The sequence below is a fragment of the Pseudomonas sp. Ma2-10 genome (assembly GCF_054330215.1).
This window is the reverse complement of record NZ_JBTEYL010000026.1, coordinates 14,598-40,897: the sequence shown is the minus strand read 5'-3', so window position 1 is coordinate 40,897 and position 26,300 is coordinate 14,598. Positions and strand designations below refer to the sequence as shown.

General features: G+C 57.8%; 21 protein-coding genes and 1 pseudogene. 9 read left to right on the top strand and 13 right to left on the bottom strand.

Going from position 1 to position 26,300, the window contains the following annotated elements:
• Window positions 1-66 precede the first annotated feature (66 nt).
• Genes ACXPVS_RS23230 through ACXPVS_RS23210 form a run of 5 tightly spaced genes read right to left on the bottom strand, consistent with a single transcriptional unit; the run spans window position 67 to window position 4,319 of the window.
• Window positions 67-879, bottom strand: a complete 813-nt coding sequence (locus tag ACXPVS_RS23230; protein WP_458511980.1) for an SDR family oxidoreductase — start codon at window positions 877-879, stop codon at window positions 67-69.
• Window positions 876-1,469, bottom strand: a complete 594-nt coding sequence (locus tag ACXPVS_RS23225) for a cysteine hydrolase family protein (protein ID WP_458511979.1) — start codon at window positions 1,467-1,469, stop codon at window positions 876-878. Before ACXPVS_RS23225 ends, ACXPVS_RS23230 begins: the two co-directional genes overlap by 4 nt.
• Window positions 1,469-2,002, bottom strand: coding sequence for an aromatic-ring-hydroxylating dioxygenase subunit beta (locus tag ACXPVS_RS23220; RefSeq protein ID WP_458511978.1), 534 nt, complete (start codon window positions 2,000-2,002; stop codon window positions 1,469-1,471). The genes ACXPVS_RS23225 and ACXPVS_RS23220 overlap by 1 nt, the downstream gene beginning before the upstream one ends.
• Window positions 1,992-3,323 (bottom strand): aromatic ring-hydroxylating dioxygenase subunit alpha, encoded by a 1,332-nt coding sequence (locus tag ACXPVS_RS23215; protein ID WP_458511977.1) that lies wholly within the window; start codon window positions 3,321-3,323, stop codon window positions 1,992-1,994. Before ACXPVS_RS23215 ends, ACXPVS_RS23220 begins: the two co-directional genes overlap by 11 nt.
• Before the next feature lie 51 nt (window positions 3,324-3,374).
• Window positions 3,375-4,319: a PDR/VanB family oxidoreductase gene (locus ACXPVS_RS23210; protein WP_458511976.1), complete on the bottom strand. Its 945-nt coding sequence runs from the start codon at window positions 4,317-4,319 to the stop codon at window positions 3,375-3,377.
• A 1,286-nt stretch (window positions 4,320-5,605) separates the two neighbouring features.
• Here ACXPVS_RS23210 and cysC point away from each other — a divergent pair.
• The gene (gene cysC / locus ACXPVS_RS23205) at window positions 5,606-6,223 is read left to right on the top strand and encodes an adenylyl-sulfate kinase (protein WP_458511975.1); all 618 of its coding nucleotides are present in this window, start codon (window positions 5,606-5,608) and stop codon (window positions 6,221-6,223) included.
• A gap of 420 nt (window positions 6,224-6,643) precedes the next feature.
• Here cysC and ACXPVS_RS23200 read toward each other — a convergent pair whose 3' ends face one another.
• The 5 genes from ACXPVS_RS23200 to ACXPVS_RS23180 form a co-directional block, all read right to left on the bottom strand.
• Window positions 6,644-9,775, bottom strand: coding sequence for an autotransporter domain-containing protein (locus tag ACXPVS_RS23200; RefSeq protein WP_458511974.1), 3,132 nt, complete (start codon window positions 9,773-9,775; stop codon window positions 6,644-6,646).
• A 43-nt stretch (window positions 9,776-9,818) separates the two neighbouring features.
• Window positions 9,819-10,637, bottom strand: a complete 819-nt coding sequence (locus ACXPVS_RS23195; RefSeq protein WP_458511973.1) for a sulfotransferase family protein — start codon at window positions 10,635-10,637, stop codon at window positions 9,819-9,821.
• A gap of 39 nt (window positions 10,638-10,676) precedes the next feature.
• Window positions 10,677-11,168, bottom strand: coding sequence for a hypothetical protein (locus ACXPVS_RS23190; RefSeq protein ID WP_458511972.1), 492 nt, complete (start codon window positions 11,166-11,168; stop codon window positions 10,677-10,679).
• Window positions 11,169-11,182: 14 nt separating this feature from the next.
• The gene (locus ACXPVS_RS23185; RefSeq protein WP_458511971.1) at window positions 11,183-12,292 is read right to left on the bottom strand and encodes a hypothetical protein; all 1,110 of its coding nucleotides are present in this window, start codon (window positions 12,290-12,292) and stop codon (window positions 11,183-11,185) included.
• A gap of 529 nt (window positions 12,293-12,821) precedes the next feature.
• Entirely contained in the window at window positions 12,822-13,664 is an 843-nt protein-coding gene (locus ACXPVS_RS23180; RefSeq protein WP_458511970.1) for an alpha/beta hydrolase, read from the bottom strand.
• A gap of 126 nt (window positions 13,665-13,790) precedes the next feature.
• On the opposite strand from ACXPVS_RS23180, the pseudogene ACXPVS_RS23175 reads away from it, so the two are divergent.
• Window positions 13,791-14,075 (top strand): annotated as a pseudogene (locus tag ACXPVS_RS23175) (GMC oxidoreductase); the annotation flags it as partial.
• Between the two features lie 108 nt (window positions 14,076-14,183).
• On the opposite strand, the gene ACXPVS_RS23170 reads toward ACXPVS_RS23175, so the two are convergent.
• The 3 genes from ACXPVS_RS23170 to ACXPVS_RS23160 all read right to left on the bottom strand — a co-directional run bounded on the left by ACXPVS_RS23170 (window position 14,184) and on the right by ACXPVS_RS23160 (window position 17,747).
• Entirely contained in the window at window positions 14,184-14,933 is a 750-nt protein-coding gene (locus ACXPVS_RS23170) for a DUF3726 domain-containing protein (RefSeq protein WP_458511969.1), read from the bottom strand.
• Window positions 14,933-16,654: a hypothetical protein gene (locus tag ACXPVS_RS23165; protein ID WP_458511968.1), complete on the bottom strand. Its 1,722-nt coding sequence runs from the start codon at window positions 16,652-16,654 to the stop codon at window positions 14,933-14,935. The genes ACXPVS_RS23170 and ACXPVS_RS23165 overlap by 1 nt, the downstream gene beginning before the upstream one ends.
• Before the next feature lie 187 nt (window positions 16,655-16,841).
• Window positions 16,842-17,747, bottom strand: a complete 906-nt coding sequence (locus ACXPVS_RS23160) for a LysR substrate-binding domain-containing protein (protein WP_458511967.1) — start codon at window positions 17,745-17,747, stop codon at window positions 16,842-16,844.
• A gap of 93 nt (window positions 17,748-17,840) precedes the next feature.
• Between ACXPVS_RS23160 and ACXPVS_RS23155 the strand changes: the two genes are divergently transcribed.
• The 7 genes from ACXPVS_RS23155 (at window position 17,841) to ACXPVS_RS23125 (ending at window position 26,295) form a co-directional block, all read left to right on the top strand.
• Window positions 17,841-19,283 (top strand): aldehyde dehydrogenase family protein, encoded by a 1,443-nt coding sequence (locus tag ACXPVS_RS23155; protein ID WP_458511966.1) that lies wholly within the window; start codon window positions 17,841-17,843, stop codon window positions 19,281-19,283.
• 11 nt (window positions 19,284-19,294) lie between these two features.
• Window positions 19,295-20,281, top strand: a complete 987-nt coding sequence (locus ACXPVS_RS23150) for a membrane dipeptidase (RefSeq protein WP_458511965.1) — start codon at window positions 19,295-19,297, stop codon at window positions 20,279-20,281.
• 49 nt (window positions 20,282-20,330) lie between these two features.
• Complete coding sequence (locus ACXPVS_RS23145) at window positions 20,331-21,893, top strand: BCCT family transporter (RefSeq protein WP_458511964.1); 1,563 nt, start codon at window positions 20,331-20,333, stop codon at window positions 21,891-21,893.
• A 59-nt stretch (window positions 21,894-21,952) separates the two neighbouring features.
• Window positions 21,953-22,324, top strand: coding sequence for a RidA family protein (locus ACXPVS_RS23140; protein WP_458511963.1), 372 nt, complete (start codon window positions 21,953-21,955; stop codon window positions 22,322-22,324).
• Window positions 22,325-22,395: 71 nt separating this feature from the next.
• Complete coding sequence (locus ACXPVS_RS23135) at window positions 22,396-23,331, top strand: LysR substrate-binding domain-containing protein (RefSeq protein WP_458511962.1); 936 nt, start codon at window positions 22,396-22,398, stop codon at window positions 23,329-23,331.
• 317 nt (window positions 23,332-23,648) lie between these two features.
• The gene (locus ACXPVS_RS23130; protein ID WP_458511961.1) at window positions 23,649-24,839 is read left to right on the top strand and encodes an aromatic ring-hydroxylating oxygenase subunit alpha; all 1,191 of its coding nucleotides are present in this window, start codon (window positions 23,649-23,651) and stop codon (window positions 24,837-24,839) included.
• A 10-nt stretch (window positions 24,840-24,849) separates the two neighbouring features.
• Window positions 24,850-26,295: an aldehyde dehydrogenase family protein gene (locus tag ACXPVS_RS23125; protein ID WP_458511960.1), complete on the top strand. Its 1,446-nt coding sequence runs from the start codon at window positions 24,850-24,852 to the stop codon at window positions 26,293-26,295.
• The last annotated feature ends 5 nt before the right edge of the window (window positions 26,296-26,300 follow it).

The window sequence follows — 26,300 nt, the reverse complement described above, 5'->3', positions numbered from 1 at the left end:
GTGTTACCTCGTATCGATTCATCATCAGGTTGTGTTGGAGTTGTTCAGTGGGAGCTGCCGGGCGATTCAGGCCGGGTCATGCAAGCGCTCGAACCACACGCGGGGCGAGAGCCCTTGATCGGGGCCCAGGATCGAGAAACCTCCGTCTACCGGTATGTCCACCCCCGTAATCCAGGACGCGCCATGGCTGCACAGGAAGGCGACCACCTGGCCAACCTCCTCGCCACGCCCGACGCGCCCAAGCGGGTGAAAGGTCGCCCCCACACGGTCGGCCACCGCAAGGTCGCCGCCGCTCAGGCTCGCCACCGACGGCGACCAGGTCCAGGCTGGCGAGACGCTGATGACCCGGATCGACGCCGGCGCCAGGCTCACCGCAAGGTTTCGGGTCAGTTGCAGCAACCCGGCCTTGGACGCCGGGTACAGGGCTCGCCCGGCCGCGCCGAATTTGCCGCCGGTGCTCCCGATATTGATCACGGTGCCACCTTCACCCATGTGCGGCGTGGCTTTCTGGACGAAGATCGCCGCCGACACCAGATTGATGTTGAGGGTGTTCAACCATTGCTCGCGGTCTGACTGTAGCCCCTGATCGTCGTAGACACAGGCGTTATTGACCAGAATGTCGAGACGGCCGAAGGCGGCCAGGGTTGTGTCGATACAGTCGTCGATGTCCTCGTCCAGTTCGACATTGCAGGCGACAAAACGACAGCGCTCACCCAACTCGCTCGCCAGTGCCGCACCCACGTCACGGTTGCGGCCGACCAGCATGACGCTGGCACCGGCCTGTAACAGTTGACGAGCAATATCGGTACCCAGGCCCTGGGTGCTGCCCGTGACAATCGCTACTTGATCTTGCAGATTGGCAGTGGGAATGGGCTTCATTGCATTGACTCCAGAGTGCTTGCGACATCCGTGACGGTGGCGATCAAACGCATGCTGTCCAGCGCCGCCAGATGAGTCGCGGGGCGGGCGGCAGCGCAGGCGTCGGCCAGCACCGTGACCTCGAAACCGCAATCGACGGCATGCCGTACGGTGCTTTCTACCACCGAGTGGGTAGCGACGCCGGCGATCAGCAGATGACGCGCATCAAGCTGGCGCAGCAGGGTGTCCAGCGGCGAGCCGTAAAACGCGTTAATGCGGGTATGAGTGACGACGAACTCGTCCGGGCCTACCAGCGGTTGCAGCGCGTCATGGAACTGCGCGCCCCAGGTGCCTTCCTGAACGGCACCGCTGGTGACGACGGCACGCAGGATCGGTGCGTTCTGTACCAGGTCGGCATAGTCCGGGCGATACGCCACGCGCACATGAATAATCGGCCAGCCCCGTGCGCGTGCACCTAGTTGCAGTCTGATGGCGGCGTCCAGCACGGCGTCGCGCGCCGGATCATCGGCTGCGAGCCCGACCCGGATGCGTCCGTCAGGGTGCAAGACGTCGTTTTGATAATGCAGGGCCAGTACGGTCGGGCGCCCCATCAGACAAAAACCTCAAGATTGGCGAACACATCGTTGCAGTTGATCAAGTCAACCTGCTTGAGCTGGATTTTCCAGCCGCCGCTGTCCTGACTGGCCAACTTGTAGGTGTAGCGTCCGGCCAACTGGCGTTGTTCAAGACGCCATTCGCTGACCTGGAAAGTCGCACTCACCACCAGCAGCCCTTGACTGTCGAGTCCTTCGACCATCACGTTGCCCACCAGATGGGCCGTGCGGGTCGGGGGTTGTTGCGACCAGTTTCGTACGTTCTCTACCCGGCGAATGCGCACTTCGCGCAGCATGCGGTTTTCCCAGAACAGAGAAATGTGCTCGAACGGGTCGACCTGCGCGTGTTGATGCGGCACCCAATACATGCCCGTATCGGTATACAGTTGGTCCCATTCCCAGAAGCGGCGCTCATCCAGAAGGCGTACTTCGCGATAGAGAAACTGCTCGATCTCGCGCAAGGTTTCGCTGGGTACCTGGGCCGGAATCAGGTCGTGAGTCGAGACGTCGAACGTGCGATCAAGCAGCATGGGTGCTCTCCTTGGCGATCAGGGTGGCGGTCATGTAGTGCTTCCAGGCGGCGAACTGGTTGCGCATCGGCAGCTCGCTGGTGCCATTGGTCGAGACTGCACCGTCGGGCAGCAAGCGGTCGGTGCCGGCATAACGATGCATGCTGATCCATTCGCCGCCACGGGTCATGTTGCCTTCCTGGCAGCGAGCATAGACTTCCACGTCGTCGGGCATGACGTTGGAGGAGGGTGAGTTGATGACGTTGGCGTACGTCAACGCCCGATCAAATACGGCATCCGGGGCGCCTTTACATCGGAACGTCTGGATTTCCACCAGAGTGCGGTCGACGGCCATCGGCCGGATCACCCGGAACTGCATGAACACGGTGTGGGGCGAGCCGCTGCCGTAGATGACTGTGTTGTGGCGATTCATCCCCATGATGTCTCGGGCGCGGCCTTCACCATAGGCCTCGCTCAGGCACTCGAAGTGGGCCTTGGACACCTCGTCGCGCTCGGCGGCTGCCGGGTCGAAGATCGCTTCCATGTAGCCATGTCCATTGTGGTAAGCGCGCAGTTCGAGCTTCTCCCAGAAATCGTAAGGCTCACCGTTGCCGTCCATGATCAGCAGTTCGAAGGGCATTTCTCCCAGGGATTTGGCCTCGCTGCGGGCTGCGTCCACCGATGACTCATGCGTGACGCGAGCGTGCATGGTGTCGTGGAGATTTTCGTAGAAGACTTTCCAGTTGGAGCGCTGCATGACCCGAAAAATACCGCCGGCCACTTCAACTTCACCCACGGGCGAGCGATCGCAGAGGTTGTCGATAGAGGTGATCACGCCGCCGAGAAAGTTTTTCAGGTCTGGACCATGATCGATCTGGCTGGCGAACACGAAGCCCCTATAGCAGTCGACCCGCGCCAGGCTCACCATTGAAAAGTCCGGATGCTGAGGGTTGAAGCAGGTGCCTTCGAAGCCGTTCTTCAGTGGTGCCGAAAGGTGCTGGCCGTCAAGTTTGAAAGTCCAGGCGTGGTAGGGGCAGCGGAAAAACTTGCCGACATTGCCGTCGCCTTCGGTCACCAGTTTTGCGCCTTTGTGCGGGCAACGGTTGTAGAGCACGTTGACGTTTTTGTCGGCGCCGCGAACCAGAATTACGTCCTGATCGCCGATGCGCGTGGTGTGGTAGTCACCGACGTTTTTGACCTGGCTCTCATGGCCGACGTAGATCCACGCCTGACCATAGATTCGCTGCATTTCCAGCGCAAATAGTTGAGGATCGGTGTAGACGCTTTTGTGCACGCTGTCGTTGCGGATCAGTGCCGCGATTTGTTCGTTCGAGGGAATCATGATGTCTCCTTTCAACCTGCCATAAAGAGGTGCGCACAACCCGCAACGCACTTACAAATCGAGCACCAGTCCAGCGCTGGAGGCGCGGGACACACAGGTGCAGAAGCTGCCGTCAGCCCGTTCGCGCTCCGACAAACAAATGTCGCGGTGGTCAGCGGCGCCTTCGAGCACTTGGGCCACGCACACTCCACAGTCACCCCGACGGCAATCGAACATCGGGTCCAGATCGGCTTCTATCATTGCGTCCAGCACGCTTTTGCCCGCGGGCACCTGAAGCGTTACTCCAGTGGCGCGCAGCTCCACTTTAAAACCGGCTTCGGTCTCGGCGTCGAGGCTGCCGATGAATAATTCGCTGTGCAGTTGGCTGTCGTCCCAGCCCAGCGCGCGAGCTGTTTGCAGCACGTTGCTGATCAATGACTTGGGGCCGCAGACATAGAGCTGACGTCCGCTGGCGGGTGAGTCCAGCAGGCTGGTCAGGGGCAGGCGCCGAGTAGAGTCGCCGCCGCTGATCCAGCATCGGGCGGTGCCGAGCGCCTGAACCTCTTCCAGATAAGCCATGCGGTCTGCGTCGCGACCGGCATAGTGCAAGGTGAATGGCTGCTGACTGGCCGCGAGCGCGCGGGCCATGCCAAGCATTGGGGTGATGCCTATCCCTCCCGCGATCAGCAAGTAATCACTGGCATCTGCTACCAATGGAAAATGATTGTTGGGCGCGCGTACCACCAGTTGCTGACCGACTTGCACCTGGTGCATCCAGCGTGAGCCACCGCTGCTCTGGTCTTCCAGTTGTACGGCGATCTCGTAGTGAGGGTGATCAGGCAGGCTGACCAGCGAGTAAGCACGCCACATGGGTTTGCTGCCTGGTATCTGCACTTCGATATGCGCACCTGGGGTAAAACCGGGCAGGAGGTGGTCGGCGTCAGCGACCAGGATCAGGCGACGAATTTTAGGCGTGAGCGGGTCGATTCGTTCGATACGCAAAGACAGGCTGGGCATGCACGATTCCTGAACGGGGCGAGCGCTACTCGCCGTTGAAGTCGTACACACTGTAGGTGGGGGGGCTAGGGTTAAAAAAGCCGATATCGGCAAGTCGATAGCCGCATTTTGCGTAAATACGCGCGACTGGGCGTCAGGCAGTGAGCCAATCGTACGTGGGTGTCATTAGTGGTGATGGGGCAATTCATGAGTGCAGCGGCGTTCACCGGGAGTGGATATGCACAGAGCAATCCGCGGCGCTGTGCAAGGCAGTGCGGGCCGGGTATTCAGTTTAGTCGATGCTGGTGATCCGGATAAAAGGCTCGTCGTTCGCCTGCACGCCCGTAGCTCTGTATGTTCAATGAGGTTTCGTCTGAGGAGAGTTGAGACGGCTGACGCGACAATCACCTTGAAAAACGCCGGTTTTGCCATGCTCATAAAGGGCAACTACCCTTATAAAACAGATGCTTAAGTTGCTACAGTCCCTAGCATGGGGGCGAGGGGTAGAGAGTTCGAATCACTCCGTCCCGACCATATTTTTCAATGACTTAGTCCAGATCGGAAACGGCTGAGATTTTTTATTTGTGGTTTCGGCTTTTCTGGTTGCCAATTGATGTTGGTTCTGCAATGTGAGCTGTTTATGGAGAACGAGGGAGAGGGGGGGATAAAACCCCAAGCGCCCGGTAACGAGCTGGTTCGCATCGGCGCCCTGCTTTCGATTGCCCGTACCGCCTGGGTAGACGCGTGGATCCGCGAACTTGATGGCTGTGGACGATCTACACTCTGCCACCGGCCGGGACCTGAACTTGGTGTCGTGGGGCTGTTGACGCCGATGCCGTATTGCCTGGGACTTAACCAAGCTGCGAGTACGAGACATAGCCCATGGGGAGCACATGTCGTCATGAGCCATGGTGATGCAGCAGAAGACTCAGCACCGTTAGCAACTTTAAATAACAGGGTGAGCCCGAGCGATCCTAGAACCTTGGTTTCATCACGCCGTGTAACGCGGTGAGGTCTTCTTTTTTTCGACCCAATGCCCGGCCCGAGTCATCTCTTCCGGCAATACGCTCGAATAGTCAAAATGTAGGAGATCGCCATTGGCCTTGGCCCAACTATGTACGGTACAGCCATTGCACTTAAACGATGGCTGATGGCAATGTTGTGCCGACGGTCATTACACAACGTTTTGTTATCACCACTGCCAGTCTATGTGTGCATATCCAAAATCGTGCCGGGCGTGAGCCATAAAGGCGACTGAGCTCACCGTTGGCCGAGATGATCTCTAATCCACGTGCTCTACGAGTCCCATGAAAATGAATAACAACCTGGCTGCTGTACCGCACGCACTGAGCGCGTTAGACCGCGAAGTGCATTATGGCCACCGCGGCGCAGTATTGTGGCTGACCGGACTGTCCGCTTCGGGTAAATCCTCTTTGTCCATGGCGTTGGAGCTCGCTCTGACGAAGCTAGGGTATTCCTGTTACGTACTCGATGGTGACAACGTTCGCAGAGGCTTGAATGCTAATCTCGGCTTCAGTGCCGAAGACCGGACCGAGAACATCCGTCGAGTAGGCGAGGTTGCGGCCTTGTTTGCCGATGCTGGTCTGATCTGTATCACTGCGTTCATTTCACCCTACCGCAAGGACCGTGCGCGCGCCCGTGATGGGATCGGACCGATGTTCCACGAAGTTCATGTCGCAGCAGATCTTGCGACCTGTGAGGCCCGTGACCCTAAGGGTTTATACAAGAAAGCACACGCCGGCGAGCTGATTGAATTCACCGGAGTCAGTGCTCCGTATGAAGTGCCGGTGAATCCGGAGCTAACGATTGACACAGGTAATGCCTCCATCGCGGAAAGTCTGCAAACACTATTGAGTTATGTGCTGGCCAATGTCTCGCTAAGCAGGCTGCCTGGAAAGGTCTAGGTTGAGATGGGAGTATTTCGGAGATTAAAATTCAGCTTTTGGGCCAATGTCGGTCAGTTAAGCTGGCTTGCATTTCATGTTTGATCGGATATTTCGAGAATTTTGGCCTGATCGCACGAAGATAAATACGCAGCTCTCGCCGACGCGAAGTCATCGAATACATAATGAAGACGGTCAATTAGCAAAATCTGACTATTAGAGTTGGTGAACGCTTGATCCAAAACTCTAATGCTCACATTGCAACTTCCTCCGTGGATGGAGGCCTCTAAGAGTCATCTTCACAGTTTCAGTACACTCTTGAGCCCTTCATTCTGATCGATGGGCGCAGCTTTCGGCATAGCCAAAAGACTGAATACGAAAAAGCCCCTGGAATCTCGCGACTCCTGGGGCTTTGCCCGTCTGGCTGCCAACGCTGCCTGTTTAGAACGCCCAGCGTGCCTCGGCCGACGCGGTCTGGTTGAGGAAGTCCGTGCGCTCCTCAACGTCATAGCGCACAGCCAGTTGCAGTCGACCGTTGACCTTGTAGTTCAACTCGGTGCCGCCCCGAACCAGCCAACGCTGCGGGCTGCTGGCGAAAGTGTTAAATGCTGTGCCTGGCTCACCGGCAAAGCTGCTGGTCAGCGAGTCGCGACTCGCCAGGAAGTCATAGCCGACCCCCAGCTTGCCACTCAAGGTCACCTGTTGCGTGAAGTCATGGGCCAGCTTGCCATCCACACCGAGAATGAATTGATCGGTACTGCGGCTCTTGACCTGCAAGCTCAGCTCATCGGCACCTTTCTCGTTGTAGGCTTCGTCCTTGATCCACGTGTAGTCCGCGCGTACCGAGGGGGTGAAGCGAGTGGTAGGTGTCAGGCTGAAAGTCCGATCCAGACTGACGCCGGCGTGAGCGGTCCAGGAGTCATAATTCGACTTGGCTTGCAGTCCGGCAAAATCGAGATCGCGTTTGCCATCGTTGTGGTTCTGTCCACCATCGAACTGGAAGTTTAGGTTGGTCGTGTCGTCCAGATGGTAAGTGCCATAGCCCACCAACTGGTAGACATCGGTGCCGAGTTGTTGGCGGGCAGACTCGCCATTGTTATGCGTGTCCGCCTTGGCGTAGACGAACGCGGTACCCAGCATCCAACGATCATTGACGCTGGTGTCGAGACCGAACGCCATGCCTCCCACGCTGGAACTGAACCCGGCAACACCACCGCTACGGTCCTGGTCAGCCCAAGAGCCGAACGGTTGGATCCATAGGTGCTGGTCCATTAGTACGCTGTCGCCGGAGGAGAGCCCGCCACGGACCGACTCACTGCGCGCTTGCACCACGCCGTTGATGCTGCTCAGTGCGGTCTTCGCCGCGGCCGTGGAACCGCCGGTCATCAGCGGCAAGGTTTCAGTCACGGCCTGTGACACTTCAGCCTGCGTGCTGAGCGCGACAAAGTGGGTGGCCAGCTTGCCATTCGGATCGCTGCCAATGATCCGGTCCAAGGCCGCGGCCGCACCCCGGGCCGCCGAGTTGCCCAGGGCCTGAACACTACCTCGGAAACTATTGGCGCCACGGTTGCTGGTGCCCCCGATGCTGGCGCCACCGTTACTGGCAGCGGCAATCAGGTCCAGGTCGACACTGCTAGTGTGATAGTTCGGCGTGAAGTCGAACAACAGGCTGTTATCGGTGACATGGTTGAATTGCCCGGTAACCGTGCCGGTCGCGCTGATCACGCTGGTCAGTTGATTGCCCGTGGCAAGGGTGTTGCCACTTTTGACATCGACGTCCAGGGTGCCGTCCAGATGGACATTGCCATTGACGCTGAGCTTGCTGTACTGCGACGAACTCAAGGCGCTGACCCGTATCGTGCCGCTGCTGACCTGGTTGAAATCGTTACCGACGCTCAGCGTCGCATAAGGGGTGGCCGTGCTACCGATCGCCAGCGTGCCTGCGTTGTTCAGGCCGCCCGCGATGGAAGCGTTACCGGCATTCAGCTTCGCACCGTTGACGACAGCCACGGCGCCCTGCAGGCTGGCGCTGTCAGCCAGGGCCAGGGTGCCAGCGTTGACACTCCAGTTCTTGCCATAGGTATCGGTGCCGGTCAACGTCCAGGTGCTGCTGCCGTCCTTCGCGAAGCTGCCGAATCCCTGATACTGCATGGAGCCTCCCAGAGCACCGACCGTACCTAGGTCGAGTGTGGTGGCGCTGCTATTGCTGTTGCCACCAAGGGCCAGAACATCGCCGCCATCGCTGGAGCTGACGACATTGCCATTAATCACTGAGCCCGCAGCGAGTATCAGCTTGTTGCTGCCGCCACTGAGTTCAATTGCGTTGGCCCGGGAACCGGCACCGTTTTTGGCAAAACCGCCGGAAATGGTCCCGGCGTTGTAGATGGTGGAACGTCCCGTCACGACGACACCCACTCCGCCCACGCCCGCACTGCCGTCAATACCACTGGTGCCTGCGCCGCCTACCTGCCCGTATCTATCGCCCACGCCTGCCGCACCTCCTGCACCGCCCGCGCCGGCAATCCCCGCGACGCCACCGTTACCACCCTGAATGGTCCCGGTGTTGGTTACCTGGATGTCGGAACCGGTGATACCGGCACCACCGGCACCACCCGTGCCGCCGTTGCCACCATTGCCGCCCCGGCCACCGCTGCCGCCGTATTTACCGGAATTGCTACCGGCGCCCCCCACGCCACCAGCCCCTCCGCCGACGCCAGCGGAACCATTACCGCCGAAGATACTGGCGTTATTGGTGACCGCAAAGAAACTGCCTGAAACACCGGCACCGCCCGCGGCACCGGTCCCGCCGTTGGCACCGGCGCCACCGTTACCTCCCGTGCCGCCAGAGTTCCAATAGGTATTGGAGCTATTATTGCCACCGCTACCCCCCGCACCGCCGGCCCCTGTGGACACGGCAGATACTCCCGCGCCTCCAGTGAGCGTGGCATTGTTGGTAATGGCAAAGTAATTCCCGCTGACGGCACTTGAAGCACTGGCCCCCGCGGCAGAGTATTTGCCAGTTGAACCCGTACCGCCGACACCAGCGACGCCTGAACTGACGTTCGCCCCGGCACCTCCCGCAAGTCCGTTGATCCCCGATCCGGCGACCGATGGACTGCCGGTGAACTGACCCGAAATCGCGGTGGTTACGGTGCCCGCGTTAGTACCATTCAGGCTCAGGAAACTACCATTACCCGCCAGGCCGGCACCGGTAATAGTCAGTGGCGCCGTGGCGTGCAACGTCGTTCCGCCACTGAAAGCCGAAACATCCGAACTCAGGGTAATCGTGCTGACGCCAGGGTTCACGAACAGCGATCCGGTACTGGTCAACTGTTCGCGCAGCGAACCCGTACCGGAGTCGGCACCGGTGGTGACATTAAAACTGGGGATGGCCCAGGCTGAAGAGGCCATGCCCAGGGAAAGCAATGCCAGCGGCCAGACGACTGTCTTGCTGCGAACGCCCGACAGGCGCACGCCTGTACCACCGCAGCTTTTTAACTTGGCGGCCTCGGAAACGACTTGCAGCGCCCCCTGGCTGCTATTCCAGACCAACCGATAAATGCCCTTGTTCATCTACACCGCTCCAATGATTTTTTTCTATTTTTATAAGGGACATTCACAGAATCCTGACCCCTTGGGTGTTGTGTTGTGGGTGTTGCCAGAAAGCGTCGTTGGTAAAGCGCGCAAACACGTCGGGTGGCAGCAGCGTCGGTCGAGAAACCGCTTGCACATTGGGCCTTACGTCGTGCAGGCCTGGCGTACCGGCGCGCCGGTCGAACTCGTGGGCATCGAACTGGATGTTGTGCAGGTCGTGGCTGAAGGCAGGCTCATCGATAAAGTCATAGAGGCCGTCGAGCACAGCTTGCGGATTGCCCACTAGGCTCTCGTAGCGCACCAGCAGCAAGCGGCTCGCATGGTCGCCATAAAACGCCTGCTTGAGGGCGTTGTACGGGTAACCCAACATGCCGTCGGCATGCGCGAGGGCGTCGGCGCGGCTGTAAACCGTACCACCGGCCTGAAAATTGAAGAGCGCCGAGGGCGAAAGCGCGTTGTTCTGGATCAGGCGCTCAATGCTGTCGATGATCCAGGGGACGTCGCGCACGCAGGCGATCACCTTGCTCGCGGGGAACAGGTCGCGCAGCAACGTCATACGCGAGCACCAGGAACGGTTGCTATCGAAGATCACCGACGTGCCAAACTCTTCGCCGTAGAACTGCATGAACAGTCCGCGCAGGATGCGCTCGCGCTGTTGATCCGAAATAAACAGCGAATACTCGTTCTTGCCGCTCATGCCATGGAGCAGGTCATCGACCAGGCCCGCGACGGGGCTGCTCATGTGCGCGTGAAAACGCGGGTTCTGGCACAACAAGGCCGACAGCAAGGTCGAGCCGGAACGGGGCAAGCCGGAAATGAAATGCAAGCTGCGTTCAGTCATCGACCGGGTTCCTGTTGAAGGGGCTGTTAACACGCTGGCTCATGATAGGAACAGCCGATGCCAAACACTCTGACCGCTCTCATCGACCCCGAGGTGCTGGAAACCGGCACGCTGGATCACACGGATGCCGGCAGCGGTCTCCAGCTTCGGATTCTCGACAACGATCATCATTCCCACTGGTGCCAGGGTTTCACCGGCATAGGTCAGCGCCAACTGCTCACAGGTGTGGGCAAATAGCCGGGGGGCCAGGCCAACATCGCGGCTGTCTTCACGGATAAAGGTGCGATAGAACCAATAGAGCCCCCCGGCGCCAGGGCTATAGGAGCAATACACCGAGCTGACGCCGACGAGGCGGCCATCGCAATCCATGACGACACTGGCCACCTCGAAGGTCCTGCGCCAGGCCTCGGCGAGATCCATCAGCGCTCCGGTCTCGTTCCAGAAAGTGATGAGTTCGCCGCGCAGTTGTGGGGTGATCTGTCCCCATACCCAGACAATCGAATGTTTTTTGAAGGAACCAATGGCAGACACAGCAGCTTCTCGCGTTAAAGGTCAGAGACAGGGTGGGCGCCATGACTCGGCAACGGCATGCGCAGGCGATCGTCGTTCAAGAACAGTTCGCACCACAGGCGCCACAACTTGATCAGTCGTTGCTGACCGCCTTCCTGGCGCAGTTCCCGAGTGGCCCGAACTAGTACGCTTGCAAACGATTGGGCGTAGAGCCGGCAACTGCCGCAATCGATGTTCGGCGTGCAGCATTTGCCGTTGCTCTGGCTCAAGTCGGTGTTGTAGTGCCGCAGGGAAGACGTCAGCAGTACGCCGCAATCACGGGTAACCGCGCCAGGACTTTGTGCATCGGGATACAGGCCCGCTGGGGCGTGGATCAGCTCGTTGAAGTCATGGTCATAAAGGATCCGCTGCCCCGGTTGCTGCAGGAGAAGCGCGATGCTGTTCCGCGCACGCAGCAGATCGTCGCCCGTCAGGACCAGGTTGTCAGCCGCCGTGCTGGTGATGTGGTAGGCGTCGGCACCGGCACCGCTTCTGATAAAGTCCAGGTACTTGCTGGTGGGGCTGTAGTGATTGAAGGTCAGAGCCAGGCCGTTATCCGCACAGACCGTGGCGATGTACGGAATATCGTCGAGGTTGCGCGCCGTCAGGGTGAACACGAAGACCGCCCTCGGATCGTTGCGGTAGTTCCTGATCTGCTTGGCCATAATGTCGGCCCCGCGCAGCTCGCGGCTACGTTCCGGATTGCCCCAGAGCGACACATGCACGCGATAGTCGATTTCGGCACTCAGGCGCTTGATGCCGTTGGTGAACACCACGCCGTAGGGGATATGCCGGTTGGCGATGAGCAATTTATTCTCCGCCAGCGACGGCTCAGCGCCTCCGAAATACCCATAGCGTACGCCACGGGCACTTTCGCTGGCGAAGAAGGCCTCGATATTCTGCAGATCTTTTTCATCCTTGTGTCCGAGGTAATCGTCGCCCGAAAAGAACAGGCACCCTTCGCAGGTCAGATTGCAGGCCGAGGTGATGTCGAACTGGCTGGGACGAAGCGGCAGTAGTTCCTGGCGCAACAGTTTCCAGAACTCGGCATCACTCAGCGATCGCCCACCCAATTGCGGCCCACGAACAACTTCAAGGACATCCATTCACGATGGCTCCGGCAGGAATTTACGGGGCGGAAGCGACTCGAGGGACTCTGCTCGGCGACAGCCGTCAGAGCTCAAACAAGACAGAGTCAGAAGAATGGCAGATGATGCTCTATTGATATTAAAATGCCAATTTGTAAACGTGTCTTCTTGTGGGTTTCTTTATATTTCCCGTCAGCTCGGCTGGAAATACTCGAAAACAGCAACTTTCCGACCAATTACTGTCACCAATAAGAGCCAATAAGTTGACGCTGCACGCTTGACCTGTTCATTACGCCGAGTATCGGAGGGACCGCCCGGTGAGTACCGTTGTCGTACTGGGAGGCTTCCACGCATCACGCCATACCTGGCAAACAACGAAAACCCCCCCTTGTAGCCTCGTGTCTTCAGGGTTCTCCATATACAGAGCGATACTAAAGGTCCAACTCGAAAGGTCATTTTTCTCTCATTAGTAATCGAGAAAATGTCACTGTCATCGGGCTGATCCGCCGAGAAGTGCGCGTGGTTTAACCGTGAGACGTCTTCAGAATTAGCGTACGGAGTTCGTTAGGGTCAGCCAGATCTTCGTCCAGTGCTCAGCCCAGCAGCAAACGTGGTCGTAGCCCTCAATCACCTGCAAACCAACGGGCGTTCCCGGCGCAAGGGTTGCGACAAAAGCCTGAACCAGTTCCGGTGGCACAATTCGATCCTCGCTACCCACCAGATGCAGCTGGTGTACCCGTGTCAGTGCGGCCAGTTCGTCAGCGGGATTGAGCGAGTTCTGCAGTGGGCGCACCCGGTGGTAGCGAGTCCAGAGCGCATGATCGAGGTTGCCGGCGACCGTGATGACCTCCCTGAGGTCGTTCCGACGTGCGGCGAGTAGCAGCGCGAGGGTTGCTCCGCCGGAATAACCGACCAGGTTGAGCCGTTGTGCTCCACTGCGTGCCTTGAGCTCGTCGAGGGCTTGGCCGAGGCTGGCAATCACCTCTTTCGCAAATCGGGCGTCCGTCCAATAGCGCTGGGCGCAGGCTGGTTGCGCCGCGAGGTACTGGCAAGGGCGCGCCAGATAGGCGGCGCGCCCCTGCGGCTGCGCCAGAGCTAAGCGCAAGGCCAGTGGGTTGAGCGGTGTCGGATCACTCGAAGGTTGGGACCCACTCATCCAGGCGAAACCGTCGCCCTCCAGATAGACCGTCAGCTCGGCCGCAGGGGTTATGTCAGGCGAGGCTATGGCCAGCAGGCGAAAAGGAACGGTGTCTATTTCCATGACCTGCCAACCCCGCTCCTTCCCCAGAGCCATGGCCTGTTGCCGACGCGCCTCGGGCTTGGGCACAGTGGTGCAAGCACTCACCAGGTAGGCGACCAGCACCCAACAGATTAATCTCAGGTATGCCATATTCCGCCTGTCCACGCTCACACAATCTCCTGGAACTTGCCCGCCGGCTCGTTCGAGAGCTTCCGACAGTACTGTTCCCCAATCATCATAATAGCATTGTGAGTGTTGACGCCGACGCCGTTAACAATCACCGTCGCCGAGGTGCTGCCAGGGCCTGTGGTCGAAAGCGACGAGCAGATGTTGCAGTATTTTCGCGAGAACAGCGGTTCGATCTATCACCTGTGCGGTTCGTGTGCGATGGGTGCGGATGAACAGAAATCGGTGGTCGACAAACGGCTCAGAGTCCACGGTCTCGACGGTTTACGTATTGTCGATGCGTCGATTTTTCCCAACTTGACCAGCGGTAATACCCACGCCGCAGTATTGATGGTGGCAGAGAAGGGCGCCGACCTGATTCTGCAAGATGCCTGATTTCGTTGCCATACGCGATCGAAAAGCGATTGGATCGGCCGCACTTGGCCGATTTCTGCCCCAGTACAGACAATCGCATGTGTAGATTGAGTGAGCGACGAATCAGTCTTATGAAGCGCCAGCACCGCTTCTCGATTGTTCAGAGTTCTCAACCAGCACGGCCTCTGCTAGCTGGTTGAGGTTCTGCCAAAGCTCAATCGAGATATCCATGCCTTCTTCGATTGCGCGATCGCCAGCGAGTGCGAACTGCTCGGGGCTGACCTGGCGAAAACCCGGACGATGACTACCGGCATCACGCAATTGGCCTTGCAGGTCAATGCGGGTGTTGAGTAGAAGCGTCATTGTCTGAGTGTCGGAAGGTGCGCCCGATTCTGTCAGCAGGGCTTCGGCATAACCGGGATAGGCTGAGCCTGCCGAGATGCAGGCGACGTGTTCACTGACAGGCGCTTTACCATTTTGCCAGTAAGCCATTGCGCTGATGCCGTGCTTTGCGCAATCAACCAGCAGTTTGAGGACAAACTTGCGATTGTGGCAGTTACGGATTTTGACGTTGACGCACCCTTCTTCAAGCACCTTGTTCTGCGCGAGTTCGACAATGCTTGGCAGGCAGTTCAGAGCGCTCCTACCGTTGCATTCAAATATCAGAGCCTGACTTTCCTCTACAAGTAACTGCAAGGCAGGCCGTTGACTGTCGGCCACATAAGGCAGCGCACGCTGTAATTCGGCAAATCCCTGTTCGCCATGGACCTGCAGCCATTTGACCAGTACGGCGGCGTCCTCGTAATAACCAACGGGGTAACCCATTCCCTCGAAGACTCGCTTGAGCAGAGACGTCAGTTCGTTCGTTGAAATAAACATCAGCGAGTCTCCGGGGTCGGGGCAAGTGGCAGGAACCAGTCGTCTTCAAAAGGCTTGCCGATATCTTCAAGTAACGGTGCACCCTGGAACATCGTATTGCGCACCCAGAGACGTGAGCGAGGGTCGAATTTACTGACCCCAAAGAACGCCAGTTTGCAACGCAGCAGGTGCATGGGCAGCACATTGCGATCCAGGAGATTGGCTTGAATTTCACCGTAGTGGGTTTTTGCCATGCTCTGGATGCGCCTTATGATTCCTCGCTGCTGGGGGTGACGCAGAAGAAAGCTGGCAACGCATAGCGTTGAGTGCGCGTCGACCGACGTATTAAGCAGGCGATAACACTGCTGAACCAGGTGGCCAATGCCCAGTGGCATCTGCTTTTCCCTGCCACTTTCCAGGTCGCAGTTACCCAGACGAGGTTCCTGTTTCTCTTCGGAGCGGTACCAGAACGTTTCAGCGGCACCGTCGGCGTCGAAGTCGATGGCCAGCGCCCAGGCATAGTGGCGTTCAATCAAGGCGCGTAGCTCGTTGATGGCCATTTCTGGCTGCAACTCCAGCGACTCCACCAGCGAGAGGCGATCTTCCAGTTCGTCGACCAGATCAGGATAGAGTTCCAGCAGGATGCAATTAAGCAATTCCTCCGCCTGCAAACTGAGCGATTTTGCCGACCACGACAAAAGCTGTTCCCAGTGTTGCAGACGATCAGTGGCAAGCCAGTCTTGTAACCTCGACAGATCCTCACAGACGGTTTGGTTGTTTTGCGTCTGCCATGAGTCTTCAGTGACGGTTTCGGCCAAGTGACGAACGCCACGGTCTATCAGCGTCGATAGGCGCGCCAGGCGCTCTTCGGTAATTTGAGTCTCACCACGCACACGGGCCAGCGCTAATTCGCGCATCTCCACCCAGCGGCTGATCAACTGAGGGTGGTTGATCAAATACGGTGCCATGCCCAAACCGGTAGAGTTGCCGATACCAAAGTAACGTTTAAGGGCGGGTTGCAGAGTAACGGCCGTCTGTGGGGCACGTTGTCGGGCGATATGTTCGGCTTGTTGCAAACTGAAGTTGCGTAGCATGAAGCAATTGAACATCTCGGCCGCAAAAGGGCGGGAAAAGTCAGGATGCTTTTTACTGACTTTTTCCCAGTCGGCCATTCCCAGCTTGCCGCTGCCATAAACAGCCGTAGTGCGGTAGAGGTAGCCAACCTGAGTAATCTGCTCAACGTCAGGCTGGCGACCCGCGCTAAGGGCTGACACGACCATGTCGAAGTTGCGCATGCTTCGGTTGGCGCGCGAAAGCACCATCACTTTTGCATCCAGGCGACCGGCTTCCTGAAGGGGCACATTACGGCGCAGGAACTCGACATAGGCATCGTCAACGTCGCCTTCGCACAACGCCATTGTCAGGTCCCATTCGGTGGCGATGACCCGGTCATTGCGATTTTCCGGCGCCAGATATTGCGAAAACAGTACGAAGCTGAACACGTCCTGTTTGGTTTGCACGCGGTAGATCACTGTGCCGTAGCCATCAGCATCCAGATCGAAGCGGCGTGGTTGTATCTGCCAGCCTTCGCGCATGATTTTGCGGACAAGACTGCGCATGAAGCTCAAGCGACTTTGATGCAAGCTGCCAAGTCGCTCCAGGTTCATCACGACATTGGCCGGGCGCATGCGCAAAACGGCGGTTTGCTCCGGTGCCGGATCAATGCTCGAAAGGGTATTCATACGTGTGTCCTCTTATGGCGGACGCCGCAGTCGTCGCACAGACCGTTGAACGGCGTGCCTGGCGCGCAGAATTGTTTTTATCTGCTGACGATGTTGGTCCATGGACCGCCGCCAATCAATTTAGATCGGCCTATCGACTGATAAGTGAAACTTATCTTGTGGGCGCTGTTGATCAGAGAATAAACACTCACCGCCAATCGGCAGGGTCCAGCTCGTTGTCGCGCAATATGAATTCGAACAGCGCCTGAGCTGCGACGGGTAAAGATCGATTGGCCTGGCGTACGATGCCGATATCTCGATGGATGAGGGGCGTACTCAACGGGATGAAGCACAAGCTGCTGTGTTCCGGGGGGAATGCGAAGCGCGGCAACGTGGTAATGCCCATGCCCGCCTCAAGCATGGCCAGCAATGAAATCATGTTGGACATATAGAATTGGGAGTCCGCGACCAACTCTTCCGCTTCGCTTCCTTCTAACAGGCGAGAGGTGCCGTTGGAAATCAGGCGTTCTGCGCGCAGCTGCGTCCAGCTTAATTCAGGCTCTGCCGCCAGCGGATGATCGCGTCGACAAACCACCCCGATGCTGTCTTCCCAAATAGGAATGAACTGGATATCGCTTTCTGCTTCCCAAACACTGGCGATGCCGAAATCCACTTGTTGATTCTCCACCATGGTCACTACCACTTCGGAGCTGTCGTCGAACAGACTCACGTGAAGGTCGACAGCATCGCCGATAAAACGGGTGAGAATGTCTGGCAACAATCGACTGGCGATGGACGGAACAGAGGCGATACGCAAGTGCCCTGACTTGTGTTGAGCAATCAAACTCATGTCTTTGACCACCCGATCATGGTGAGCGATCAACTCTTTGGCATAACCAAGTAACTGCACGCCGAATGGCGTCAACTCGGGACGCGCTGCTCGGGCGTTACGCTTTTCAAACAATTGCTGGCCGAGTTTGCTTTCCAGATCGCGGATCGACAGCGAGATGGCGGGCTGGGTGCGGTGTGCCCGTTCAGCCGCCGCATGGAAGCCTTGCAGCTCGGTGACCCAGACGAAGTGCCGCAGTTGCACGATCTTGAGGTCGGCGAGCATGGTAAGTTTTCCTTATCAAACAATAGTTACTATTGATTTTAGTTTATCAAAGCCGAGGCATACCATCTTCTCAACGCATGAGAGGAGGTGCATATGCACGGCGAGACTTTTAATAACTACATCAACGGCGAATGGCTTTCGGGCGCTTCGACCATCATCAACGTCAGCCCGGCCAATATTCAGGACAGACTGGGTAGCTACGCGCAGGCTGACACCGCTCAAGTTGAACAGGCCGTCGATGCCGCTATCCTGGGTCAGGCGCAATGGCAGCTCAGTGGGCTGGAGCAACGTTATCAGGTACTGATGGCGATTGGCGACGAGCTCATTGAACGCAAGGCTGAGCTGGGTGAGCAACTGGCTCGCGAGGAGGGCAAGACTCTCGCCGAGGGTGTCGGAGAAGTTTATCGCTCCGGCCAGTTCTTCCATTATTACGCTGCCGAAGTCCTCCGCCAGATGGGCGAGACTGCCGACTCGGTACGCCCCGGTGTTGAAATCGAAACACGGCGCGAGCCGGTAGGCGTTGTCGCAATCATTACCCCGTGGAATTTCCCTATGGCCACCGCGGCCTGGAAAATCGCGCCTGCGCTGGCTTTCGGTAACGCCGTGGTATTCAAGCCTGCCAACGCGGTGCCCGCCAGTGCCTGGTCACTGACCGAGATTATCGCTCGCCAGGGCTTGCCGGCCGGTACATTCAACCTGGTCATGGGCAGCGGCGCTTCGGTGGGTGATGCCTTGATCCACTCTGACAAGATCGCTGCGCTGAGCTTCACCGGCTCGGTGGAGACAGGACGCAAAGTCGCCTCGGCAACTGCTGCCAACTTTGTACGCTGCCAACTGGAAATGGGCAGCAAGAACGCACTCATTGTGCTCGATGATGCCGACCTGGAACTGGCTGTTGAATGTGCGGTGAACGGCGCCTTTTTCGGTACGGGGCAGAAATGTACCGCCTCGTCACGTCTGATTGTGACCGAAGGTGTGCATGACCGTTTCGTTGCCGCACTGATCGAGCGCATGGGCCAACTCAAAGTCGGGCATCCGCTGCGGGAAGGGGTACAGATTGGCGCAGTGATCGATGAGAAGCAGCTCAATCAGAACCTGCGTTACATCGAGCAGGCACAAGCGGCAGGTGCACGCCTGGTGTGCGGTGGCGAACGCATCAACGAGGAGCATGAAGGTTTCTACATGCGCCCGGCGTTGTTCGTCGACACGCGCAATGACATGCAGATCAACCGGGACGAAGTGTTTGGCCCAATCGCCTGCGTGATCAAGGTCAAGGATTACGAAGAGGCGTTGGCCACCCTCAACGACACCCGTTTTGGTTTGACTGCCGGGATCATGACGCAATCCTTGAAGTACGCCAGTGACTTCAAACGTCGAGCCCAGACTGGCTGTGTCATGGTCAACCTGGCAACCGCCGGTACTGACTATCACGTGCCTTTCGGCGGCCGCAAAGACTCCAGCTTCGGTCCTCGCGAGCAGGGTCAGTATGCCCGCGAGTTCTACACCGTGGTTAAAACCATCTATATCCGGGCCTGAGGAGCAGCGCCATGCATGACGACCTGATAGTTATCGACGGATTGCAGTATTCCAACTGGGATCGGAGCATTTTTACCCAGCTGCACGAAGGCGGTATTACGGCGGTTCACGTGACCTTGGTTTACCACGAAAACGCCCGTGAGACGCTCAGTCGCCTCGGGGAGTGGAACCTTCGTTTCGAACAGCATGGCGATTTGATCATGCCGGTGAGCTGCGCTGACGATATTCGTCTGGCAAAAAAACTCGGCAAGGTCGGGATCTTCTTTGGGGCGCAGAACTGTTCACCGATCGAAGATGATATCGCCCTGATCGAGGTGTTCCGGCAACTCAACCTGATGATCATGCAGTTGACGTATAACAACCAGAGTTTGCTTGCCACCGGTTGTTACGAGGGCAGCGACAGTGGCATCACCCGCTTCGGCAAGCAGGCCATCGCCGAGATGAACCGTGTCGGCATGCTGATCGACATGTCCCACAGCGCCGAGCGCAGCACGTTGGAGGCCATCGAGTTGTCTAGCCGGCCGATTATCATCTCGCACGCTAACCCGGAATTCTTTCACCCGGCCAAGCGCAATAAATCAGAAACCGTATTGCGTGAACTAGGCCGTTCGGGTGGCCTGCTTGGTTTCAGCCTTTATCCCTTCCATCTACAGAACGGCTCCGACTGCACCTTGGCGCAATTCTGCGACATGGTGGCGCGCACCGTCGATCTGATGGGTATCGACCATATTGGCATTGGTACTGATCTGTGCCAGCAGCAGCCGCAGTCGGTACTCGAATGGATGCGAACGGGTCGCTGGTCGAAGCAGGTCGACTATGGCGAAGGCTCTGCCAGCAATGCCGACTGGCCAAAACCCTTGAGCTGGTTCAACGACAGCCGTGACTTCCCGAATATTACTCAAGGGCTCCTGCAACGAGGTTTCAGTGCCCAGGACACTGCAAAAGTGATGGGCCTTAATTGGCTGAACACCTTGGAACAAGGTCTCAAACCGGCATAGCGCCGGTCCTGAACAATCAACAACTACAAAATTTTGTCAGGAGGCTTTAATGAAGAGTTCTCAACACGCTGCCGAGCAGGGGAAACCCGCGATGGTTGAAAAAAGCAATTTTCTGCAGGGCGTGGATGTCCCGGTATTTCTAATGAGCGGAGGCTTCATTCTGCTCTTTGCGATCCTTGCATTGCTCGATATTGATTTGATGACCAAAACGGTCAACACAGCGTTCTCCTGGTCCACGAAACTGTTCGGCGCCTACTGGCAAATGTTGTTGCTCATGACGTTTGTCATCGGTCTTTTCCTGGCGGTGGGTCGCACTGGCCGGGTGCGCCTTGGCGCCCTGGAAAAGCCGGAAATGAGTACGTTCAGCTGGGTCTCGATCATCATGTGCACCTTGCTCGCAGGTGGGGGTGTGTTCTGGGCGGCGGCTGAACCCATGGCTCACTTCCTGTCACCACCGCCCTTGTTTGGCGGTGTGACCGGCACGCCTGCCGCCGCCTACAACGCATTGGCGCAGAGCTTCATGCACTGGGGATTTTTGGCCTGGGCCATCCTGGGCAGTTTGACCGGCATCGTGCTGATGCACTTGCACTATGAAAAAGGTCTGCCGCTGAAGCCCCGTACATTGCTCTATCCCCTGCTGGGTGAGCGGGTGATGCGCGGCTGGTTGGGGGCGCTAGTTGATGCGTGCTGTGTGGTCGCCGTGGTCGCCGGCACCGTCGGCCCCATCGGCTTTCTTGGCCTGCAAGTGAGCTTCGGCCTGGAGAAACTCTTCGGTATCACCAATAACTACACCACCCAGCTAACCATTATTTGTTTGCTGGTGGCGGTCTATACCCTCTCGGCGGTTTCAGGCGTAGCGCGGGGGATCAAACTGCTCAGTGGCATCAATGTGGTGCTTGCGGTTGGGCTGATGCTGTTCATTCTGCTGTTCGGGCCTACCGGCTTTATCGTTGATGCCTACGTGCAATCCATGGGGATTTACCTGGACAAGTTTATTCCCATGGCGACCTTCCGTGCCGACCCGGCCTGGCTGGACTGGTGGACGGTGTTCTTCTGGGGATGGTTCCTGGGTTACGGCCCTTTGATGGCGATGTTCGTGGCGCGTATCTCTCGAGGACGCACGATTCGTGAACTGGTGGTGTTGATCTCGATTGTCGCACCGGTAATCACCTGCTTCTGGTTCACCATTGTGGGTGGCAGCGGTTTGGCTTTCGAACTGCAAAACCCGGGCTCGATATCGACCGCTTTTGCCGGGTTCAACCTGCCTGCCGCTTTATTGGCGATCACCGCGCAACTGCCATTGGGTTATTTGATGTCGGTGTTGTTCTTGATACTCACCATCATTTTTGTGACGACGACGGGTGACTCCATGACCTACTGCGTCTCCATGGTGATGACCGGTACCGATCACCCTCGTGCGGAAATTCGTGTGTTCTGGGGTGTGATGATGGGCTTGGTCGCCGCGTTATTGATCTCCATTGGGTCGGGAGGCATCAGCGCCTTGCAGTCATTCATCGTGATCACCGCCGTTCCGGTGTCGCTGATCCTGCTGCCCTCACTGTGGAACGCTCCGCAGATAGCCCGACGCATGGCCGACGAACAAAACCTCTAACACCCCCGTTCTGTAGGGAGAGCGGCAGCCGCCGCCTCCCTTTTTTTATGGAGCCAACAATGAAACAAGCAGTTAAAACCCAACTATTTCCATCAAAAGCGCCCCTTGAGTGGGCGGTTGTCGGTAACGGGACGCTTTACACCGCACAGATTCCGATTGATGTGCAAGGTCAGGTGGTTGCCGGCGGTATCGAGGCGCAGACCCGGCAGACCCTGGACAACCTCAAGCACACGCTTGAAGCGGCTGGCCTGGGCATGGATGCGGTAACCCAGGTGTTGATTTACGTGACTGACCGCGCTTATCTGGCCACCGTCAACGCGGTGTACGCCGAGTATTTTTCGCCCCCATACCCGAACCGGGCGGCCATGATCATCGCCGGGCTGGCGCGTGAAGAGATGTTGGTAGAACTAGTGGTATATGCCGCGACTTGAGGCTGTCATCGTTGAGCGGCAGGGGCTAGACTGATTCGATAAAATCAAAATACAGATGTGACCTTGCCTGCATGAAAATCCATCCACTACCGCCACTCAACAGTCTGGTGGCATTTGAAGCGGCCGCGCGCCATTTGAGTTTTACGCTGGCCGCACAGGAACTGAATGTCACCCAAGGGGCGATCAGTCGGCAAGTGCGTCTGCTGGAGAACTACCTGGGAAAGACTTTGTTCGAGCGCACTACGCGCTCGATCCACCTTAGCCCAACCGCCAGCCAATACTATGAAACGGTGCGAGCATCACTGATGCAGGTAGCTCAGGCCACAGGCGAAATCCGCCACTGGCAGGGCGCGCAGCAGGTCACAGTGGCCACCAGTTCCGCGATGGCTTCGCTGTGGCTGCTACCCAAGGTGTCTGAATTTCAGCGCAATAACGAAGACATTGATCTGCGCATTATCGCCTACGATCAGGTAAAGGACTTCACGCGGCTGGATTGTGACTTGGCGTTGTACTACTGCCGAACCCCTCCGCAAGACATGCAGGTAACGCCGCTATTTTCCGAAGAGGTGTTCCCGGTCTGCAGCCCGAGCTACCTGTCAAAGTACCCTGAGTTGAAAACGCCAGAACATTTGGCTGAGTGCACTTGGTTATGGCTGGAAGATCCACAGCGCGATTGGATTGGTTGGACTGAATGGTTCCAACGGCTTGGGCTAAAGAGCGTTGAGCCCAGGCGCCGGATCAATATCAACAGTTACTCCATGCTGATCCAATCGGCACTCGGTGGGCAGGGTATCGCTTTGGCCTGGTCGAACCTGGTCGACAATCACCTGCAAACCGGTGCTTTGGTACGGCCGATCGATACAGTATTGAGTTCAGACGCGCAGTTCTGCCTGCTGGAGCCGAAGGGCCAGGGGAGGATGCGGCAAAGTGTTAAATGTTTTCGCACCTGGTTGATCGAGCAGTTACCGACGACGCTCAGTGACTCAGATTTCGGTTCCAGCGAATAGATTCCGTTCTTCAATGAAACATGCCGCAGGCTGGTGGCCTGCGGCACGCCTGCAATATGCCTCCGCGTCTTTACACATCATCAAAACCTGCTGCATTCCCACGGTCTGAAAGCGTTGATCAGCGATCGTCGGACAGTGCGTGTCTGTCGTTTTGATGCATGAATCTGGCCTGTTTGAATTTATGATTAAAAGTCATAAATCGTGATGTAAATATCGTTTGTCGAGCACTGCTCGTTTTCTCGAAACTCACTGCCAACGGACGATGGCCAGTGAGCCTGCCGAACATTTCACACCGTGCCCAGCAGGGGAAAACAATAATGAGCAATACCGCCTTGCAACAGATTCCTGTGCATCATCTGGAAACCGTACTTAACCCGATTCATCAAGCCACCGGGTTGAGCAACGAGTTCTATACCCATCAGCATTACTTCGAATTGGAACGCGACCAGGTGATGGGCAAGACCTGGGCGTGTGTCGGTTTCGCCAGCGATCTGACCAAGAACGGCTCGGTCAAGCCTGTCGACTTCATGGGGCTGCCATTGCTGCTGATGCGCAACCGCGAAGGCCTGGTGCAGGTCTTCCATAACGTCTGCAGCCACCGCGGCATGAAGCTGGTGCAAGAAGAGGGTGAAGTACAGGGCGTTATTCGTTGCCCCTACCACTCCTGGACTTATGACCTCAATGGCGCCTTGCGTGGCACTCCGCATGTCGGCGGTATTGATAAGCACAAGGACGAGCGTTTCGCTTGCGAAAAGCACGGTTTGAAAGCAATCAACAGCGCCATCTGGATGGACATGGTGTTCATCAACCTGTCGGGTGACGCACAGCCGCTTGAAGAAATGCTTGCACCCTTGACCGCGCGCTGGACTCAGTTCCTTGGCGAGGACGGCATGAGCCTGCTGCGCCGCCGTCCGGGTCATGACGCGACCACATTGGACATCAACTGCAACTGGAAGCTGGCCGTCGAGAACTACTGCGAAGCCTATCACCTGCCGTGGGTACACCCGAGCCTGAACGCCTATTCGCGCCTGGAGGATCACTACAACATCCTCTTTGACGAGCATTTCGGCGGACAGGGCAGCTATGCCTACAACCTGTCGGATGTAGCCGGTACGCATTTGCCGAAGTTTCCGAGCTGGCCGCAAGACCGTCTGCGCAATGCCGAATACATAGCCTTCTTCCCGAACGTATTGCTGGGCATCCAGGCTGATCACGCGTTCGCCATGCAGTTGGAGCCGGTTGCACCCGGTAGAACTATTGAACACCTGCGCCTGTTCTATGTAGGAGACGAGGCCCTGGGTGATGAATACGCCGCTTGCCGTAACGCCATTCTGGAGTCCTGGAAGGTGGTATTTGCCGAAGACATCAGCTCGGTCGAAGGCATGCAGAAAGGCCGTCACTCTCCTGGTTACAAAGGCGGTGCGTTCTCGCCGGAGATGGACGTTCCGACTCACTTCTTCCATCAGTGGGCTGCACGTCAGCTGTTAGCCACCGTACCGGAGGCCTGAGGAGATGAGCATGTACCCAATCGCATCCCATTGGCTCAACTACATCGATGGTGAATGGCTCGACAGCGCGCAACAGCTGACGGTGAACAACCCCGGCACTGCCGAGCCGCTGGCGACTATCGCCCAGGCCACTGTCGCCGATGCCGAGCGCGCCGTGCGGGCGGCTCGTCGTTGCGCGGACAGCGGTGAGTTGACCCGCGTTCGTCCGGCGCAGCGTGTCACCTGGTTGCTGCGCATTGCCGAAGAAATCCGCGCCGTGGCCGAAGAGGGCGCCTGGGTGCTGTGCCAGGAAAACGGCAAGAGCCTCAATGATGCCAAAGATGAGTTCGTCGAGGCTGCACGCTACTTCGAGTACTACGCAGGCATGGCCGACAAGATCGAAGGCACTTCGATTCCACTCGGCAATGGCTACATGGATTTCACCCTGTATGACCCGATGGGTGTGTCCGCGCAGATCGTGCCGTGGAACTTCCCGGTTTCGATCTGTGCCCGCTCGCTTGCACCGGCGTTGGCGGCTGGCAATGCGGTGGTGATCAAATCGCCCGAGCTGTCGCCGTTGGGTATGTGCGTACTGATCCGTGCAGTTGCCAAGGCTGGGTTGCCTAAGGGCGCGGTCAACCTGATCTGCGGTCGTGGTCGTGAGGTTGGCGCGCATCTGGTTGGCCATCGCGCTGTCGACCAGATTGTTTTCACGGGCTCAGTGCCAACCGGTCAATCGATTCTGCGCGATGCCGCCGAACATGCCATCCCCAGCGTAATGGAGTTGGGTGGCAAGTCGGCAGCGATTGCTTTCGCCGATGCTGATCGCGAGCAACTGCTCGCCAGCGTCAAGGGCGGTATTTTCTTCAACGCCGGTCAGGTCTGCTCTGCCATGTCGCGGCTGCTGGTGCAGCGTGAGATTTATGACGAGGTCGTCGAGTCTGTCGTCGCCTTGGCCGAAGGGCTCAGCGTGGGCGTCGGCCATGACAACCCAGACCTCACGCCAGTGGTCAGTGCCGGGCAACTGGCAGGCATTGAAGCTTTGTGTCGACGCGCCATCGAAGAGGGCGCGGTAGCGGCCACTGGCGGAGAGGGCTTCAGTGACCGTGCCGGGCACTTCATGCGCCCGACCGTATTTCGCGACGTGACCCCCGAGATGTGCATCGCTCAGGAGGAGGTGTTCGGTCCGGTGTTGGCGGTGATCCCGTTTGACAGCGAAGAAGAGGCGATCGCCATCGCCAATGGCACCGCTTTTGGCCTGGTGGCGGGTGTGTTCACCCAAGACATCAGTCGCGCCATGCGCTGCACTCGGCGCCTGAAAGCTGGCCAGGTGTTTGTCAACGAGTGGTATGCCGGTGGCATCGAAACCCCGTTTGGCGGTGTCGGCCTCTCCGGTTTTGGCCGGGAAAAGGGACAGGAAGCCTTGTACAGCTACGTGCGTACAAAGAACGTAGCGATCCGCGTAGCGGGGGAGTAAGCAAC

Bases quoted from the DNA above. Each gene is read 5' to 3' on its own strand.
- ACXPVS_RS23230 (WP_458511980.1), bottom strand. From the start codon at position 879: ATGAAGCCCATTCCCACTGCCAATCTGCAAGATCAAGTAGCGATTGTC.
- ACXPVS_RS23225 (WP_458511979.1), bottom strand. From the start codon at position 1,469: ATGGGGCGCCCGACCGTACTGGCCCTGCATTATCAAAACGACGTCTTG.
- ACXPVS_RS23220 (WP_458511978.1), bottom strand. From the start codon at position 2,002: ATGCTGCTTGATCGCACGTTCGACGTCTCGACTCACGACCTGATTCCG.
- ACXPVS_RS23215 (WP_458511977.1), bottom strand. From the start codon at position 3,323: ATGATTCCCTCGAACGAACAAATCGCGGCACTGATCCGCAACGACAGC.
- ACXPVS_RS23210 (WP_458511976.1), bottom strand. From the start codon at position 4,319: ATGCCCAGCCTGTCTTTGCGTATCGAACGAATCGACCCGCTCACGCCT.
- cysC (WP_458511975.1), top strand. From the start codon at position 5,606: ATGAAAATGAATAACAACCTGGCTGCTGTACCGCACGCACTGAGCGCG.
- ACXPVS_RS23200 (WP_458511974.1), bottom strand. From the start codon at position 9,775: ATGAACAAGGGCATTTATCGGTTGGTCTGGAATAGCAGCCAGGGGGCG.
- ACXPVS_RS23195 (WP_458511973.1), bottom strand. From the start codon at position 10,637: ATGACTGAACGCAGCTTGCATTTCATTTCCGGCTTGCCCCGTTCCGGC.
- ACXPVS_RS23185 (WP_458511971.1), bottom strand. From the start codon at position 12,292: ATGGATGTCCTTGAAGTTGTTCGTGGGCCGCAATTGGGTGGGCGATCG.
- ACXPVS_RS23180 (WP_458511970.1), bottom strand. From the start codon at position 13,664: ATGGCATACCTGAGATTAATCTGTTGGGTGCTGGTCGCCTACCTGGTG.
- ACXPVS_RS23170 (WP_458511969.1), bottom strand. From the start codon at position 14,933: ATGTTTATTTCAACGAACGAACTGACGTCTCTGCTCAAGCGAGTCTTC.
- ACXPVS_RS23165 (WP_458511968.1), bottom strand. From the start codon at position 16,654: ATGAATACCCTTTCGAGCATTGATCCGGCACCGGAGCAAACCGCCGTT.
- ACXPVS_RS23160 (WP_458511967.1), bottom strand. From the start codon at position 17,747: ATGCTCGCCGACCTCAAGATCGTGCAACTGCGGCACTTCGTCTGGGTC.
- ACXPVS_RS23155 (WP_458511966.1), top strand. From the start codon at position 17,841: ATGCACGGCGAGACTTTTAATAACTACATCAACGGCGAATGGCTTTCG.
- ACXPVS_RS23150 (WP_458511965.1), top strand. From the start codon at position 19,295: ATGCATGACGACCTGATAGTTATCGACGGATTGCAGTATTCCAACTGG.
- ACXPVS_RS23145 (WP_458511964.1), top strand. From the start codon at position 20,331: ATGAAGAGTTCTCAACACGCTGCCGAGCAGGGGAAACCCGCGATGGTT.
- ACXPVS_RS23140 (WP_458511963.1), top strand. From the start codon at position 21,953: ATGAAACAAGCAGTTAAAACCCAACTATTTCCATCAAAAGCGCCCCTT.
- ACXPVS_RS23135 (WP_458511962.1), top strand. From the start codon at position 22,396: ATGAAAATCCATCCACTACCGCCACTCAACAGTCTGGTGGCATTTGAA.
- ACXPVS_RS23130 (WP_458511961.1), top strand. From the start codon at position 23,649: ATGAGCAATACCGCCTTGCAACAGATTCCTGTGCATCATCTGGAAACC.
- ACXPVS_RS23125 (WP_458511960.1), top strand. From the start codon at position 24,850: ATGTACCCAATCGCATCCCATTGGCTCAACTACATCGATGGTGAATGG.